The 18,334-nt window shown below is 35.6% G+C and carries 6 protein-coding genes; 2 read left to right on the forward strand and 4 right to left on the reverse strand.

Translation table 11 applies throughout. From position 1 onward, the window contains the following. Window positions 1-49: 49 nt before the first annotated feature. Complete coding sequence (locus SJY30_RS06930; protein ID WP_396634841.1) at window positions 50-3,427, reverse strand: methylmalonyl-CoA mutase family protein; 3,378 nt, start codon at window positions 3,425-3,427, stop codon at window positions 50-52. A 320-nt stretch (window positions 3,428-3,747) separates the two neighbouring features. Here SJY30_RS06930 and SJY30_RS06935 point away from each other — a divergent pair, with 320 nt between their 5' ends. Beyond that, window positions 3,748-4,500, forward strand: a complete 753-nt coding sequence (locus SJY30_RS06935; RefSeq protein ID WP_396634842.1) for a helical backbone metal receptor — start codon at window positions 3,748-3,750, stop codon at window positions 4,498-4,500. Between the two features lie 192 nt (window positions 4,501-4,692). Further along, window positions 4,693-5,433: a tyrosine-protein phosphatase gene (locus tag SJY30_RS06940; protein ID WP_396634843.1), complete on the forward strand. Its 741-nt coding sequence runs from the start codon at window positions 4,693-4,695 to the stop codon at window positions 5,431-5,433. 214 nt (window positions 5,434-5,647) lie between these two features. Here SJY30_RS06940 and SJY30_RS06945 read toward each other — a convergent pair whose 3' ends face one another. The 3 genes from SJY30_RS06945 to SJY30_RS06955 form a co-directional block, all read right to left on the reverse strand. After that, a complete protein-coding gene (locus SJY30_RS06945; protein ID WP_396634844.1) occupies window positions 5,648-14,674 on the reverse strand; it encodes a putative Ig domain-containing protein in 9,027 nt (3,008 codons plus the stop codon). A gap of 458 nt (window positions 14,675-15,132) precedes the next feature. Continuing rightward, window positions 15,133-17,499, reverse strand: coding sequence for a GumC family protein (locus SJY30_RS06950; RefSeq protein ID WP_396634845.1), 2,367 nt, complete (start codon window positions 17,497-17,499; stop codon window positions 15,133-15,135). 39 nt (window positions 17,500-17,538) lie between these two features. Continuing rightward, window positions 17,539-18,309: a polysaccharide biosynthesis/export family protein gene (locus tag SJY30_RS06955; RefSeq protein ID WP_396634846.1), complete on the reverse strand. Its 771-nt coding sequence runs from the start codon at window positions 18,307-18,309 to the stop codon at window positions 17,539-17,541. Window positions 18,310-18,334 lie beyond the last annotated feature (25 nt).

Raw genomic sequence — 18,334 nt, forward strand, 5'->3', positions numbered from 1 at the left:
CCTAAAACCTATTTTAATTACAGGCAAAGCAACATAATGCTATTTATGCTTACATATTTCTTCGATACTGCCCTCCTACTTCAAACATAGCATGCGTAATTTGCCCTAATGAACAGTATTTTGTTGTCTCCATTAATTGCTCAAAAGTATTTTCATTATGTAATGCAACTTCTTGTAAAGCTTTTAATGACTTTTCTGCACTGGTACTGTTTCTTTCCTGTAAATCTTTAAGGTTACTGATTTGTAATTTCTTTTCATCTTCGGTTGCCCTAATAACTTCATCTGGTATTACAGTAGGTGATCCTTTTGAAGATAGAAAAGTATTTACTCCTATTATCGGCAATTCACCCGTATGTTTCTTTGTTTCGTAATACAAACTCTCTTCTTGAATCTTACTACGTTGGTACATACTTTCCATAGCACCAAGCACGCCGCCACGATCGGTAATTCTATCAAACTCTACCATAACGGCTTCTTCAACCAAATCAGTCAACTCTTCGGTAATAAAAGATCCTTGCATCGGGTTTTCATTTTTAGCCAACCCAAGCTCTTTATTAATAATCAATTGTATAGCCATCGCCCTTCTTACAGAATGTTCTGTGGGTGTGGTAATTGCCTCGTCATAAGCATTGGTATGCAATGAATTACAATTATCATAGATTGCATAGAGAGCCTGTAACGTGGTTCTAATATCATTAAAGTCAATCTCTTGAGCATGTAAAGAGCGACCAGATGTCTGAATATGATATTTTAGTTTTTGTGAACGTTCATTACCGCCATATTTCAACTTCATGGCTTTTGCCCAAATTCTTCTAGCCACCCTACCAATTACGGCATATTCAGGATCAAGTCCATTACTAAAGAAAAAAGAAAGGTTAGGCGCGAATGCATCAATATGCATACCTCTAGACAGGTAATATTCTACAAAAGTAAAGCCATTGGCAAGTGTAAATGCCAACTGACTAATTGGGTTTGCTCCTGCTTCGGCAATGTGGTATCCAGAAATAGACACCGAATAGAAATTACGGACCTTCTGATCTATAAAATACTGTTGTACATCACCCATTAATCGCAATGAAAATTCAGTAGAAAAAATACACGTATTCTGTGCCTGGTCCTCTTTTAAAATATCAGCCTGTACCGTTCCTCTTACTTTCGATAATGCATCAGCCTTAAGTTCTGCATATACATCTGCATTTAAAACTTGATCACCAGTTACTCCCAAAAGAAATAATCCAAGTCCATCATTACCTTCTGGCAACTCACCTGCATAGGTTGGACGCTTAGCACCTAACTTTTTATAAATCGCATTGATTTTAGCATTTACTTCATTTTCTAATCCGTTAGCTTGAATATACTTCTCACATTGCTGGTCAATAGCCGCATTCATAAAAAACGCTGCAATAGTAGCTGCAGGACCATTAATTGTCATTGAAACCGAAGTGGTAGGTGCACATAAATCGAAGCCAGAATATAGCTTTTTAGCATCATCTAAACAGCAAATACTAACACCACTATTCCCGATTTTACCATAAATATCTGGTCGATCGCCTGGATCTTCACCATAAAGTGTTACCGAATCAAATGCCGTTGACAAGCGCGCTGCCGGCAATCCTTTAGACACATAATGAAAACGTTTATTCGTTCTTTCAGGTCCGCCTTCTCCCGCAAACATTCTGGTAGGGTCTTCTCCTTGTCTCTTAAATGGAAAAACACCTGCCGTAAATGGGAACTCTCCCGGTACGTTTTCTTGCAAAGACCATTTTAAAATATCTCCCCAGCCTTCATATTTCGGTAAAATTACTTTTGGTATCTGTGTTTGTGATAAAGATTTTGATGTTGTTTCCACCTTTACTTCCTTTCCTCTAACTACATAGGTGAAAAAATCACCCTCGTAATTCGCTTTCTTTGCATTCCACTCATCTATAATTTTCTTATTATGTGGATCAAGGTCTAATTGTAATTCCTCTTTTGCAGCTTCAATAGCTTCTAATGCCTTTTCCTTATCTTTTAATATTTCAGAAGATTCTTTTAAACTAAAAAGTTTTTGGGCAACGGTTTTTTGATGTTCAGCTCTTTCGTTATAATCACGAATAGTATCCGTTATTTCAGAAAGATATCTTGTTCTTTTAGGCGGAATAATATAAATCTTCTCCGACATTTCTCTGGAACTTACAAATGTTGACTTTAAGTCGTTAGCTCCGGTTTTATTCACTAAAGTATCAATAACCGCCCTATATAATTGATTCATACCCGGGTCATTAAACTGAGAAGCAATAGTACCATAAGCAGGAAGCTCCTCTGCCGGGGTATCCCATAACTGATGATTACGCTGGTATTGCTTTTTTACATCTCGCAAAGCATCCAAAGCCCCTCTTTTATCAAACTTATTTAGAGCAATTAAATTGGCAAAGTCAAGCATGTCTATTTTTTCTAGCTGAGTTGCCGCACCATATTCAGGAGTCATAACATATAAAGACACATCTGAATGTTCGGTAATCTCGGTATCTGACTGTCCAATACCCGAGGTTTCCAAAATAATAAGGTCAAAACCGGCAGCCTTAGTAATATCTACGGCATCTTTTACATATTTTGATAAGGCTAAGTTTGACTGTCGAGTAGCCAATGAACGCATGTAAACCCTATCATTAAAAATAGCATTCATACGAATACGGTCTCCCAACAAAGCACCACCTGTTTTTCTTTTGGAAGGGTCTACGGAAATTACAGCAATTTTCTTATGCTCGAAATCCGTTAAGAAGCGACGTACCAATTCATCGACTAAAGATGACTTACCAGAACCACCCGTTCCTGTAATACCCAATACGGGAGCTACCTTTTTTGTTTCAACCTTTTTTCTAATATTGTTCAGAACCTCTTCGTGTTTTTCAGGAAAGTTCTCTGCAGACGAAATAAGTCTGGCAATATCCGAATAGCCAAGTTCATTTACCTTACCAAATTGACCATTTAGTTGTTCACCTACCGGAAAATCACTTTTTTTAATCAAGTCATTGATCATACCTTGAAGTCCCATTTCACGACCATCATCAGGTGAATATATTCTCTCTATACCATAAGCATGTAATTCATCTATTTCTTCAGGAAGAATGGTACCGCCACCACCACCGAACAACTTAATTTGCGATGCTCCTCTTTCCTTCAACAAATCATACATGTATTTAAAGTATTCTACATGCCCCCCTTGATATGAAGTAATAGCAATTGCTTGTACATCTTCTTGAATTGCACAATCAACAATTTCCTGCACTGATCTGTTATGACCTAAATGAATAACCTCACAACCTGTAGATTGAATTATTCTACGCATTATATTAATTGCCGCATCATGCCCATCAAAAAGAGAAGCCGCGGTAACAATACGAATATGATTTTGAGGTTTATAAGGGGTTTGTATGATATCGTTCATTTTATATGCTCAATTTAATTTTTAGCAGTCTTTTTTTTTCGAGTAATGATTTATTTACTTTAAAAATTGTCATTCAATAGATTACAATCTTTATTAATATTGATGCTACAACAACAATTTTAGACCGATACGAAAATAAAGATTTTAATTAGTAATATTTCAATTTTATGCTATTTCAAAGGCATAAAATGATCTATTGATAAATATTTACCTGAATTTTAACGATTTGCTAATTTTAAGAATATGAATTACGTTTCTATAATCATCTCTTCAATCCAAAAAAAAAGAGTAGATTTACTACCCTTTTCATTGCTTTATCTATGATTTATTTAGACCAATTAGGAAACCAATTAGACATAGACCATACCCATGCTCGAATAATTTCTGTTGTTCCCTCTATTACAGAATTATTGTTCGATTTAGGATTAGGCGATAAAATTGTTGGTTGTACCAAATTCTGCGTACACCCAAATAAGCCGTACCTAACGAAAAACATGATTGGAGGCACAAAGGATTTGAATTTAGAAAAGATTGTAAAATTAAATCCTGATTTAATACTAGCTAACAAAGAAGAAAACAATAAAATACAAATTGAATTTTTAAGTGAATCCACACCTGTATGGATAAGTGATGTTAAGACTTTTGACGATAGTTTAGAAATGATTGAGCAAATCGGTTTAATTACAGGAACTTCTTTTCGTGCAAAAGAAATCATCAACCAGTTAAACAACCATCTAAAATGCAAAGCTCCTGTCAAAAAAGCTGTATATCTCATCTGGAAAGATCCATATATGACCATTGGTGGTGACACCTATATCAATGACATACTAAACCGTTGTGGTTATATTAATCTATTTTCAGAGCAAAACCGCTACCCTATTGTAACCTTACAGGAAATAAGTGATTATAAACCTGACGTAGTGTTATTATCATCTGAGCCCTACCCATTTAAAGAAAAACATCTAAAAACCATACAGCGTTCTCTAAAAAACACTGAGGTAAAATTAGTTGACGGAGAATTCTATTCTTGGTATGGATCTAGACAAATCCATATTACAGCTAAAAACACCTAAACTATATTATTAATTGATAGATCTAAAATAATAGAGCCCTTTTATAGTTATCAACTTTGAGTATATACTATTATTCAAGTTATAAAAGTAAAGCCATATTACATTGTAAATTCCATAAAAGCATATAATGGTAATATATAGTAACTTTGATGTATTATAAACCCTCAGATAACTAAAACCCAATTTCATTTTATGTTCAGCTTTTTCTCCAAAAAACATTTCTTAATTGACCATTTAGACGGATTAATAGATATTCATAATCACATCTTACCGGGTATAGATGACGGAGCAAAAACTATTGAGGATTCTATTCAACTTATAAAAGGGTTTAATGAATTCGGAGTAACAGATTTTATCTGTACACCACATATTATGGAAAATTATTACCCAAATAATCCAAGTACTATTGCAAGCTCATTATCGTTACTCCAAAATGCTTTAAAAATGAACAGTTTAGAACATGTAAATATAGAGGCTGCAGCAGAACACATGATCGATTCTGGTTTTGAAAAAATTCTTGAGGACAAACAATTCATGCCCTTGGCCAAAAATTATTTATTGATAGAAATGTCTTATTTACAAGCGTCAATTAATTTTGATAGTTCGGTAGATAAAATCAAAAGTTCAGGATTATTTCCAATTTTCGCTCATCCAGAGCGGTATGCATATTTACACAAAAATCTAAAAGCTTATTCTAAATACAAGAACGACGGTTTATTGTTTCAAATGAATATGTTATCCTTAGGTGATTACTATGGTAAGGAAGTTAAACAAACTGCTTTATACTTACTAAAGAACAATCTAATAGATTTTATTGCTAGCGATGTTCATAAGATCACTCAACTGAATTACCTCAAAAAAATAAGCATCAATGAAAAAACATTGATGCTTATTAAGCCTATTATTGAAAAGACAATTTATAATTTTGCATGAAATGGTTATTTCTAAAAACCATTATTACCTATCCTTTATAAATTTATATTTCTCAAAGGAGTTTTTATTTGAACAACAATCTTATAACCATCATGGATAAATTTCATTATTAAATTTTAAATTAATTCTCTAAACAGTTTAATAATTTGAGCAAAAAAAAGCGAAAAATCTAAGTTAGATTTTTCGCTTTTCTATTTTAATATAAGTTCTTATTTTAATTTCTCACAACCAACTTTTTCACTAACGGAATATCTACACCTTGTATGTAAGCGTAAACTGTATAGATTTCATTTCTCAAATCGCCTATATACAATTCATAACTTCCATTACCATTGAACGATTCAAGGTATTCATATGTCTTAACTAACCTACCGCTAGTATCATATATATAGATTCCTAATAATGGCGCCGGAACTTCCAAATTAATAAATACTTGAGCATTTTCACTTGCTGGATTTGGAGATATCACCATATTATCCATCGTTGCATCATAAGTTTCATTTTGGCTGATAGTCCAATCAAATGTTATTGTACTTGATTCTGAAGGACTACCGTCGTCGCTTACCGTAACCATAACCTCATACGGGCTATTAACAGATGCACCAGCTGCTATCGTCCCACTAATTAATCCAGTAGACGGATCAATAGTCAAGCCATCAGGAAGGTTAGTTGCCGTGAAAGTCAAATTATCGTCATCAGTAGCAAGAATTTGAAATGAAATTTCTTCACCTTCCATTCCACCTTGTGCTCCAGGGATTGTTACCTCAGGTGCCTCGTTAATCACTACGATGACATCAGTTACATTCCAAACAAAAGATATAGTACTCTCTTCAAAAGGGTTACCATCGTCAGTTACAGTAATATTTACTACGAAAGGACTATTGGCCGATACACCAGCTTCAACTGTACCACTAATTAATCCTGAAGTCGCATCTATCATCAACCCATCAGGAAGATTCGTTGCAATATAAGTCAGATTATCGTCTTCCGCATCAGTTGCTTCAATCTGTAATGAAACTACATCTCCTTCAACTCCGTTCTGATCTCCTGGGTTTGTTACCACTGGTGCCAAGTTCACGGCAACATCGGTTACAGTCCAAGTGAAGGATATAGTACTCTCTTCTGAAGGACTACCGTCATCCGTTACAGTAACTGTCACTGCGAAAGGACTATCAGCTGAAGCTCCAGCTTCAATTGTACCGCTAATTAATCCTGTTGTCATATCTATTGTCAACCCATCTGGAAGATTGGTTGCAGTATAAGTCATATTATCGTCTTCCGCATCAGTTGCTTCAATCTGTAATGAAACTACATTTCCTTCAACTCCGTTTTGATCTCCTGGGTTTGTTACCACTGGTGCCAAGTTCACGGCAACATCGGTTACAGTCCAAGTAAAGGATATAGTACTCTCTTCTGAAGGACTACCGTCATCCGTTACAGTAACATCTACTGCGAAAGGACTGTTGGCTGATGCTCCAGCTGTAATGGTTCCACTAATCAATCCTGTAGTCGTATCTATTGTCAACCCATCTGGAAGATTGGTTGCAGTATAAGTCATATTATCGTCTTCCGCATCAGTTGCTTCAATCTGTAATGAAACTACATCTCCTTCAACTCCGTTTTGATCTCCTGGGTTTGTTACCACTGGTGCCAAGTTCACGGCAACATCGGTTACAGTCCAAGTAAAGGATATAGTACTCTCTTCTGAAGGACTACCGTCATCCGTTACAGTAACATCTACTGCGAAAGGACTGTTGGCTGATGCTCCAGCTGTAATGGTTCCACTAATCAATCCTGTAGTCGTATCTATTGTCAACCCATCAGGAAGATTCGTTGCTGCAAAGGTCATATTATCATCTTCAGCATCTGTTGCTTCAATCTGTAATGAAACTACATCTCCTTCAACTCCGTTTAACTCACCTGGATTAGTAACTACAGGTGCCAAATTCACGGTAGCATCGGTTACAGTCCAAGTAAAGGATACCGTACTCGATTCCGAAGGGCTACCATCATCCGTTACAGTAACATCTACTGCGAAAGGACTGTTGGCTGACTCTCCAACTGCAATAGTTCCACTTATTAATCCTGTAGTCGTATCTATCGTCAACCCATCAGGTAGGTTCGTTGCCGAATAAGCTAATGCATCTGAATCCGTAGCTATAATTTGTAATGATACGATATCACCTTCAACTCCAATTTGATCTCCTGGGTTAGTAACTACAGGAGCTTCATTAGCAGGAGCATTAACTGTTATTGTTAAAGTTGTCGTATCAGTAAGAACACCGTCGCTTACCGTTAATTCCACTTCATATACACCAGGTGTTTCAAAATCATGGCCAGGATTGGCAGTGGCATCTGTTGGAGAACCATCTTTAAAGTCCCATAAATATTCAACTATTCCCGTATCATCACTAGAATTATCACCAGTAAAATTAACTGTTAAAATAGCATCGCCTGAAATTACATCAGACTCTATTAATGCTACCGGCGCAGCATTACCCGCTTCCCCAACATTCCATACAAATTCAATAGTATTTGATTGAGAAGGGCTACAGTCATCTGTTACCGTTACCGCTACATCATATGGACTCTCTTCCGAAGCTCCATTTGTAATACTGCCTTGAGTAGATTCTGCAGCAGCAAATAATTGAGCTTCGTCATAATTTTGACTCACCAAATGCAATGCTACACGATCAATTAAATGACCATTTGATCTAGATGAAATTTCCATTGTATATGTACCTGCATTATCAAACTCTACAAATACCCAATGAGCATCATTATCACTTGTCTTTGTACTCCAACTCCAATCTAGTGTATTGGTATATACTTTTAACCAACCATCAGCAGAAGCACCCTCTACCTCTGGTGTTTTACCCAATCCTTTAGGGTAAACAATACCACCAGATCCATCAACATTTTTAGCACCATAAAAATCATTGGCATCATTAAAACGTAACCAAGCATCATTATGCTCTGTAGAAGGTACAGAAGGGGCTATGATACCAATATTATTATACCATTGGAATCTATAAACACCTGGTGTAGTAATTTCAACCTGAGTAGAAATAGTTCCAACACCCGGAGTATTAAAACTGTCAACTGAATTGAAAAGATATCCACTACCTGTATAACCAGGTTCGGTAGTCTCTTCGGTCCAGTTAGCACCATATGTTAAATTTTCCATCTCAATAACTACTAGCCCATTGTTCTCTTGATAAGCGCCAGTACCCGCACCACCATTAGAAACTGTACCGGATATTAAACCTGTATCAGGATCTATAGATAAACCTGCAGGCAAGCCAGTTGCACTATATGTTTCGTCAGTACAAGCCCCTGTTGCATCAATTTGTAAGGAAACCACATCACCTTCACTATTATTCTGTGTACCGGGATCCGTAATTTCTGGAACATTTACAGCATTAGATAAGTTTATTTCCTTAGTTGTACCATTACCATATGTAATTGTTAACAATGCACTTCTATTATCTCCCGTTCCAGATAGACTTATTTCTATTGGATGCGTACTATTCGCATTCAACAATTGATTGGTTAATTCACCTGAAACTATACTAAAGTCACTAGCATTAGCACCTGAGATAACCATTGAAGTTATTATAACCCCAACATTTCCATTTTCAATATTCAAATCAATAGTTTCTGTTTCACCGTCGGCAATCAATAATCCATCTAAAGAATTTATTTCACTGGCAACACTAGGGCTACCAACTGGAGCATCCTCTCCATAATATTCCATGTTTTTCTGATTATCCCCACCTTGTACAGGAGAACCTGCCGTAATAAATATTCCATTTCCAGAAACAATAGCCTGAGTTCCATGTCTAGGATAATTTAATCCTGGTAAAGTAGTCCATGTTTGAGATAAAGGATCATACTCTTCGACAGTTGTTAAAGCTGGTCCTGCCGTTTCACTTTCTCCACCGATAACCATTAACTTATCATTGAAGTTAACTGCAGAAGAACCACCTCTTGGTGTTGGTATATTCTGACCTGATGGCAATGTACTCCAACTTTGATTTGTAAAGTCGTACACATCAACTTCATCTATTGTGGGAGCAAAAACTCCTCCTGCTCCACCTGAAAGACGACCACCAGATACATATAATTTATCATTAATAACCACCGCAGCAAAATGATCTCTTTCATTTGGCGCATCGGTCAATGGTGTCCATATACCGGTTGCAGGATCAAATTCATCAAAATATGACACATAACCTCCATCATGTCCTTGCGTGTTACCGGCAACAACATAAAACTTATCGTTGTACATTACCAATCCTGCAGAGCCTCTTCTTCTATTAGCAGGTATTTCAGGACCTTGAATCCACTCTTCATTTGCCGGGTCAAACGCCCATACATATTCAGCAGGTGTTTCCGTTGGGAAGGCATTATCTTTAAAAGAACCAATAACCCAAATTAAGCCTTGGTATTCCGTAGCTTGGAAATGATTAAATTCAAAAGGTGAAGAATCAACTAAAGAATTCCATGAATCAGATGTATAATCGTATACATCAATAGTTGAAGCATTCTCTCTACCACCCATTAGATAAAACTTATCACCAGCTTGAACAAATGAATTTTCATGTCTTGCCGTATAATTTTCATCCTCATCTTTATCAACCCATGTTGAAGCTATATTCCAATTGAAAACTGTACTAGCTGGAGCAGAACCACGTCTAACAGCGGTAACTACAACTTCATGTGCGCCATTATTATTTGGACCACCTACAGAAGCGGTTGCCTCAATAGTACCAGTAACTTGACCAGTAACAGAATTTATACTAATTCCGTCAGGTTGACCTGAGATATAATAAATTAAATCTTCACCTGAGTCTCCACCAGCTGCTGAGGCCGTAAAATCTACTACTGCATCAATATCACTAACTTGGTTCGCTATTGCCGTAATAGATAAAGTAGGATTTGCTGCATCTATTTCAAAAATTTCTATAGCACTAAGAATTGGATTTTCAGCGACACCATGTAGAAATTCTAAATTTAATTCACCATCATTAAGGGTTACTGGAAAAGAAAGCATACCTGCCCTCAAATGTCCAAACTCTGCTATAATATCCAAATCATTTTCCACTACCGTTCCTTCTAATAAAATATCGAATATTCTATCTCCAATTTCACTAGCTGGCTCATAACTGTTTCCTAAATAAATATTTACCACATAATCACCATTCTCTAAAGGAAATATAAACTCCATCTCCTCACCATCAGCTGCATCATAACGTTCTCTAGCGAAAATTCCATCAAAAGTAGTGTTGTCAATGTAAGCTGGAACGGTATTATGTTTTTTATTAAATTCCAAAAGTGAATTAATAGAGAATCCAGTATTTACTGAATACATACTAGAGGTATATGCTCCATTTGTATTATTAAATTTCCAGTCAGTAGCAGTATCCGTAGCAGTAATCAAATCACCACCTACGTTTACTCTATAACTGAATGCTTCAAAAATTATCCAATCAAAGGTAATTGTAACAGCATCATTTGTTAGACCATCATTATCATCTATAGTAATAGTTACTGTATAAGGACTATTTAACTCAGCTCCAGCTTCTACCGTACCACCAATTTGACCATTTGTTGGCTCTATTACCAATCCAGGAGGAAGACCTACAGCTGCATAGTTTTTATTTCCATCACCGCCAAAAGCAGTTACTGCCAAACTACCATCAAGCTGTTCACCGACCGGAGTTCTCTGCTCTTCTATACCTGCTACATAGATAGGAGTTTCGGTATCTGAAGCATCTAAAATTTCAATACCATTGATCATTGGGTTTTCTATGGCACCATGAACGAATACAATGTTAATCTCACCATCAGTTACCGGAATAATATGACTAATAACAGTACCTACTTCATGACCATAGGTAGCAGATAAATCTATATCATCTAATGCCGGGTATGTTAATCCTTCTATTTGAACATCAAATAGACGTTGCTCTGCTTCTGAAGTACCTAACCAACCATTGGCCATATATAATCTCACTTCATAATTGCCACTCTGTGTAACAGGAAATGAATATGTCATATTTGGTGCACCTGGTGCACTATCTGCTCTTTCTGTTTTAAAAATTTGATTTGGTGTACTTGAAGGAACACCAGACCCACCATCTGCATCGAAAGAAAAAGTTTGATTACTACCGGCATTTGCTAAATATGTTGAATTACTACCTTGAGTATCCCCTTCCCAATCGATATCGCCATCAATTGCGGTAATTTGTGGTCCCCCAGTATTTACACGGTAAAAAACAAACGGAGAATCAGTAACATTAACTTCAAATGTTTGTTCTACAAAGTTCAAATCTACGTCAGTTGCCCTTATCGTAATATTTGATAATGCAGAAATTCCAGGATATGATAACGTTAATTCATTTGCGCTAATTACCGCACCTACATTGGCGTCTGTAATATTTTCTACTGTGTAAGTAAGGTTAGATACCCCATTATCATCACCAAAGAAATTATCTAATTCAATAATTTCGTCATTAGAGTTAATATATCTATCAAGATCAGGAATTTCAGCTAATACAAAAGGTTTGCTATCCAAAACATTAAGAAAATCATATGTCACTCCAATTTCCTTACCTGTTTGATTAGATGTTCCTATAATACCAACTGCCAAATCTGTGGTAGTTTGTTGTAAGGCCGATAAAATACTACCTGTCGCAGTTAATGTACCAACTGTTACTCTAGTACCTCCACCTGTAAAACTATATTGACAAATTACTTCACCATTTGCAGGATTCACGACTAAATAAAACACTATACTATCTGGTCGATTGTTAACATCAATAATGACATCTTGTGTAGACTGAATTACATCATTAACTTCTTGTAAAATAGATACGCCATTTTGGGTAATAACCATTTTTATATAGTTGCTTTGTGTACCGTCTCCAATAAAAATACCCAACTCTCCATTTGGTGCATCAGTATTTCCGTAAAGTTGCAAAGGACCATCAAACCCAACCATACTAGAAGTGACAGTAAACACGTCGGTATTTTGATCTACCTGAATACCATATTGAAATCCTTTTTCCTGATTATTAGTAGTCCCTAAAGCCGTACCAGATGTCCAGTTTATAATCATAGCGCCAGCTGCACCACCTAATACATCATTTGGGTTAGGATCATTAGGGTCATTTTCTCTATCTAACCAGTTTTGCCAATTAGGATTAGGGTCACCATTATTCATAAGACCGGTTAACCCTAAACCTCTAAGTCCTCCTAAACTAGTATCTGAAAACAACTCATTAACAAATGGAATTGTAAAAGCATCACTTCCTGAATCAGCAGGATCTCCTAATTGAAATGGATCTACATCATCATTAATACCATCATTATCATCATCTAAATCAATAAGGTTGGAATCAAGAATAGTTGTTACTGATTTATCAAAATCTTCTGGTTGAGACCCACCGTTACAAGCTTCCGTATCATTATCTTCTTCATCTTGATTAGTATACCCATCTTCATCATAATCGGCAAGAGGATCGTATTCTGGATCACTAGGGTCTACACAGTCCACTAAATCAGCAGGTTCCAACACAAGAATTTTAGACGAAGAATTAGTATCCTCTGCTGAACCGCTAAAAATCCCAACCCAAATGGTTCCCGGAAAAGGATCTGTATTGCTATTACATGTTATCCCTAGAGCATTACCTCCCAAGTTAGAGGCAAATGCAGATGTCAATGTTTCCAAACTACCATTGGCGTTGAGTTCTACCCTTCGCAACAGACTATCATCACTACCAGCAATCAAATCACCTTTCATAGCTTCACCAAAATTGTCTGCCGTGTACTCATCAATACCGTTGGTATTAGTATCCCAAATAGTTACAATATCATCTTCAGGACCATCTGGGTTATCAATACCAGGTCCTCTCCAATCACCTTCAACAATATTAGCATTGGCAACAGGAACTGGCGGCCAATTCGCAGGTAACCCAAGACTAGCATCTGTTGTAGAACCGGGTGTTGACCCATCTGGATCATAAATTAAAGTTCTAAAAACTGCATCACTATTAGTTGTTGCACTTGGGGTATAATATAAACCGGCATTGGTAGGATTGGCTCTAACAGGGTTTGGATGACCTCCATAATAACTTCCAAAAACATAATTTTGAATATCCGTTGTAATCAAGTGTAAATGATCATCGTTTACAATTTGCTCTCCACCTGAAGATGAAGAACTTCCAGGTTCGCCCGGAACATAATTATTAGTTACTGTTCCTGACATTCCTTCATTTTCAGGAAAGCCTCCCCAACTTCCGTTAGGACCATTGTCTGTAACATAAACAGCACCACTCTCTGTTACGACTAAATCATAGGCATTTCTATATCCAGGGGAAAAAATCTGCACGGGTCCACCAGGAACTATCATACCTTGGTTTAAACCATCATTACCACCAAATGGATCATTTACATCAACACCATCGTACGCAGGATTATCTGGATCAGTAATCCCGTTAACATTAGCACGAGTTGGGTCATCTAAAGTTGGTATATCATAGATATAACTTCGCCCTTCATCACTGAGTGTAGGCATAGCTTCAATTAAATCTAAATTTACAGAAAGAATAGCTCCAGAAAGTGCATACTCCATAGCATAATTAAAACTTAGGGATGGACTTCCGCCATTAGTATTTCCTCCTTGAGCTACAATTAAATAATCCACACCCCCTATAGTAACAAACTCAAGACCATTAGTAGCATGGTTTTCCTCTGAACGTGGTAATCCCCTTACAATATCTACAACATCCCATGTTGTTCCATTCCAAGTAAACCTGGTTATAATTCCAGAATTCGTATCCAAACCGGTATCGCCTACACCTCCAGTTACACCACCACCAACTCTAAAATCACTAGAAGTTGCGTAGATTATTGGAAATTCTGCTGTTCCTGCTAAAGTTATTCCTGTAGTTTCCCTATATATGGAAGAGTCTTCAGAACCATCATCATTATGATTTTGAATATCATTTATACCGGTTATAACTTCTGTATTTATTACCTTAAAATTGCTATCACCAACTCTTTCAATAGTCAATGCTTTTATGGTACCTGGATACTCAGAAAAGTACAGTCTACCATCGAGACCCCACATCAAGGATGTGGAAGCTAAAGCGTTACCATTTCCATCGAAATCAAGTTCACTTAGATCAAAGTTAACCTGTGCATTCATCTGGGTAATACCTAAGACGAATAACATAAAAAGATTTAATAAAAAAGATTTGAAATAATTCTGTTTCATATTCTAGGAGAATAAAGTGATACTAATATTTTACCGTTCTACACGGTATTCTAATTTTAAAACAAATATAATTCAATAACACAATTGACGATTATTAGTCGTCTTATATTCGTTTAAACCTGAATGTTACTCGATAAAGTACAAGTATAAAATTCACCTTTACTAGTAGGAAAAAAGCCATAAAACATGAACGGTTCATAATCTTGGATAAATAATCATACCAAAATTAGAGGTGCAAAATGTTAAAAATCTGTAGAACAAGGAGTTAAGACCATTAAACATATTTGTTTATTAAAACACAAAATATGTAAAGCACTATATTAATTCTACCAAAATGAATAGTTCTGAATAAATAAAAAAGACACGATAATCATAATAATCATCGTGTCTTTTTTATTTTTTAGTGATTCTAAATTTTAGAATTTCCACCATTTTTTGGCGCTTTTACTATAACCGTAACCATATTTACCGCCGTAACCTAAACTATCTAAACTAACATCATTTACAACAAAGGAAACACCTTTTAATTTGCCTTCTTCACGTAAGTTGAGAGGGAATTTAACGGCAGATTCATCAGTTACCCCAGCTCTGGTCACATATATAATATGATTTGCATAAGGCGCAATTAATAAAGTATCACTGACTACCATCATTGGTGCTGTATCTACAATTACATAATCATACATTTCAGACACTTCTTCTAACAAATTCTCAATTTTAGAACTCATTAATAATTCTGCCGGATTTGGTGGAATTTTACCAGAGTAAATAACATCTATAGTATTATGATGTACCAACATAGGTCTAATGATATCTTTAACAAGTATAGTATCATCTAGCAAGTATTCCGTTAAACCAGCATCTTTATTTCTAGATGGCGTTTTAAGCTTATCTACAGAATCACCCGAAAAGAAGGTATATAATTTAGGATTTCTAATATCAGCACCTACTAAGAGGACCTTTTTATTGGTACTCGCCAATATCATTGAAAGGTTAGATGAGACAAATGTCTTACCCTCTCCCGGTGTACTTGAAGTAATATAAATAACATTGTTTTTATTACTATTACTTGCATGCTTGGTTTTAATAAGAAAATCTAAGTTAGCGCGTATAATACGTAATGCTTCGGCAAGAACAGACCGATCATCATTAATAATAATTTTACTATCCTTTTTAGAAAGACTAGGTAATTCACCCAAAACAGGAATATCATTGGTAAATTTCTCTAAGCTGTGCTTATTTTGAATCTTGGTATCTAACTGATCCTTACCATAAATTACTCCAAAAGGCAACAATAATCCTAACATCAGAGCGGCTAAATACGTGATAGCTTTTTTAGGTTTTACAGGCGTTGGGCTAGATACATAAGCTTTATCGATTACATTGGATTTAGGCGAAGCTGAAGCAAATGCTATTTGTGACTCTTCACGTTTCTGTAATAAATATAAATACAAAGATTCTGTAGTTTCTTGCTTTCTAGTAATATTTCTAAGTTCCCGTTGATTTTCAGGAGCAGAGTATATTGTACCTTGAATTCTACCTAATTGACTTTGCAACGTACTAACATTCATACCTACGTTACGCTCTAATGAATTTAAACTAGATTGCATTGTACTTTTAATACCATCTAATTGCTCATCAAGATTAACAATCATAGGGTTTTGTTCATTAGAGCTTTTCAATAATCGTTTACGCTCTGCGACCAAAGCGTTATATTGAACTGTAGCCTGACTTAAAGCTCCACTTCCCACATCAACTACAGGCATTTCATCATAACCAGTTTCACCGCTTACATAGTCTTTTAATCCACTGACCATTTGCAGCTGCACTTTTGCATTCTCTAAATTAGAACGGCTACTTGCACTTACTTGAACGGCAGCACCTACTTCAATACCAGAACCGGTCATACCCTTTTCAGTCAATAATTCTTGAGCATCTTTATCTACATTAGTTAAAGTACCAGATATTAATTGAATACGGTTGTTAATGAAATCAGAAGTTGTATCAGCAATACGTTTTTTTTCATCGATTGCATTTCTATTATATATCTCAATTAACTTGTCTATAATGTCTTTTGCTTTTTTAGGAATAGCACTTGTCATTGACACATCTAGAATATTAGAAAACTCAGCGCTTACAGATATATTAACAGCAGATTTAAAACTACGTGCTACTCTTTCAACAGGACTCAAAGAGACTTGAAATCTTTTTCCAATTAAACTTTTTGGATCTTTAACGTTTGGTGTAATTACCATATCTCCAATTGGCGTAGAAATACCACTACCGTAAGAATAAATCTTAGACGGCACGTTTTCATTTTCAGTAAAACCAAACGTATTCGCTGAAGAAAACTCTATAAAAAAACTATAATTAGCATTATTAACCGTAGAATCTGCGGCAATAAAGTTCATCTTTATAGGAGGATTAGAGTAAACTTCTGAGTTTATAATATTCCCCAAGGCCATAATCTTTACATTAGCCCCCAGCTCCTTAACAACTTCTATAAAATTAGATCTTGATGATAATATCTCAATTTCATCTTCTACCTGTTTAGAGGAACCACCAAAAACATCCAAATCCTGAAAAACACTCATTTGATTATTCGCATTTTTCTCTTGAACAATCTGTATTTGAGATTTTACGGCATACTCTGGTGTTGTATACCTAATGTTTACATAAGCCAATGCCAACGCAATAAAACCACATAAAACAAACCATTTCCAATGTTTTAAATATGTGGTAATTATGTCTTTTATATCCTCTTTTTTATCTGAAAAACTCATAGAATAATATCGATTTGGGTAAGTACAATTTTAATAAAGCTATCTAACAAGTATCAGTGTAGTTGTAATTAAAAGAGAAGCTATTGAAATTGCTATACCCGCTCTACCATCTAAACTAGATGAAGTAACAGCAGATTTATTTGGTTCAACATACACTACATCATTCTGTGTCAAATAATAAACAGGCGAGTTCAAAGCATCTTTGCTGGTTAAATCTATTCGCGTATACACCTTGGTGCCATTAAAATCCCTTATGACCAAAACATTATCACGCATTCCCTTTATACCTAAATCATTAGCCAAACCAATTGCTTCTAACACAGTAATTTGCTCACCATTTACAAAATAAGTACCAGGTTTATTTACTTCACCCAATACAGTAACTGTAAAATTCACCAGTCTTATATTTATAATAGGATCCTTTAAATAGGGCTTTAATTTTTCTTTTAGTAAATTTTTTGTTTCTTCTGGGGTAAGTCCTACTAACTTTAACTCACCAAGTACAGGAAAATCAATATTACCTTGTTTATCAATAATATAATCTAATTGCTCTGGTCTCGATCCATTAGTCATAACTCCTTTAAACACATTAAAAGGCAGACTTGCTTCAGAGTCCAAAGTAGAAACGTTGATGGATATTACATCATCAATCTTAAATGTATTTACATGGCTATTATCACTAACGATAGTCTCGTACTCTTGCGCATCTTGAAAATAAACAACATCTCGTCTAGAGGCGCATGAAGCTATAAATAAACCTGCGCTTAATATTAGTAAGTAATTTTTAATTCTTGTTTTCAATGAATTCATTCTTCTTAAAATATTTGTAATCGTT

This window comes from Maribacter sp. R86514, from assembly GCF_044597005.1.
Lineage (GTDB): Bacteria > Bacteroidota > Bacteroidia > Flavobacteriales > Flavobacteriaceae > Maribacter.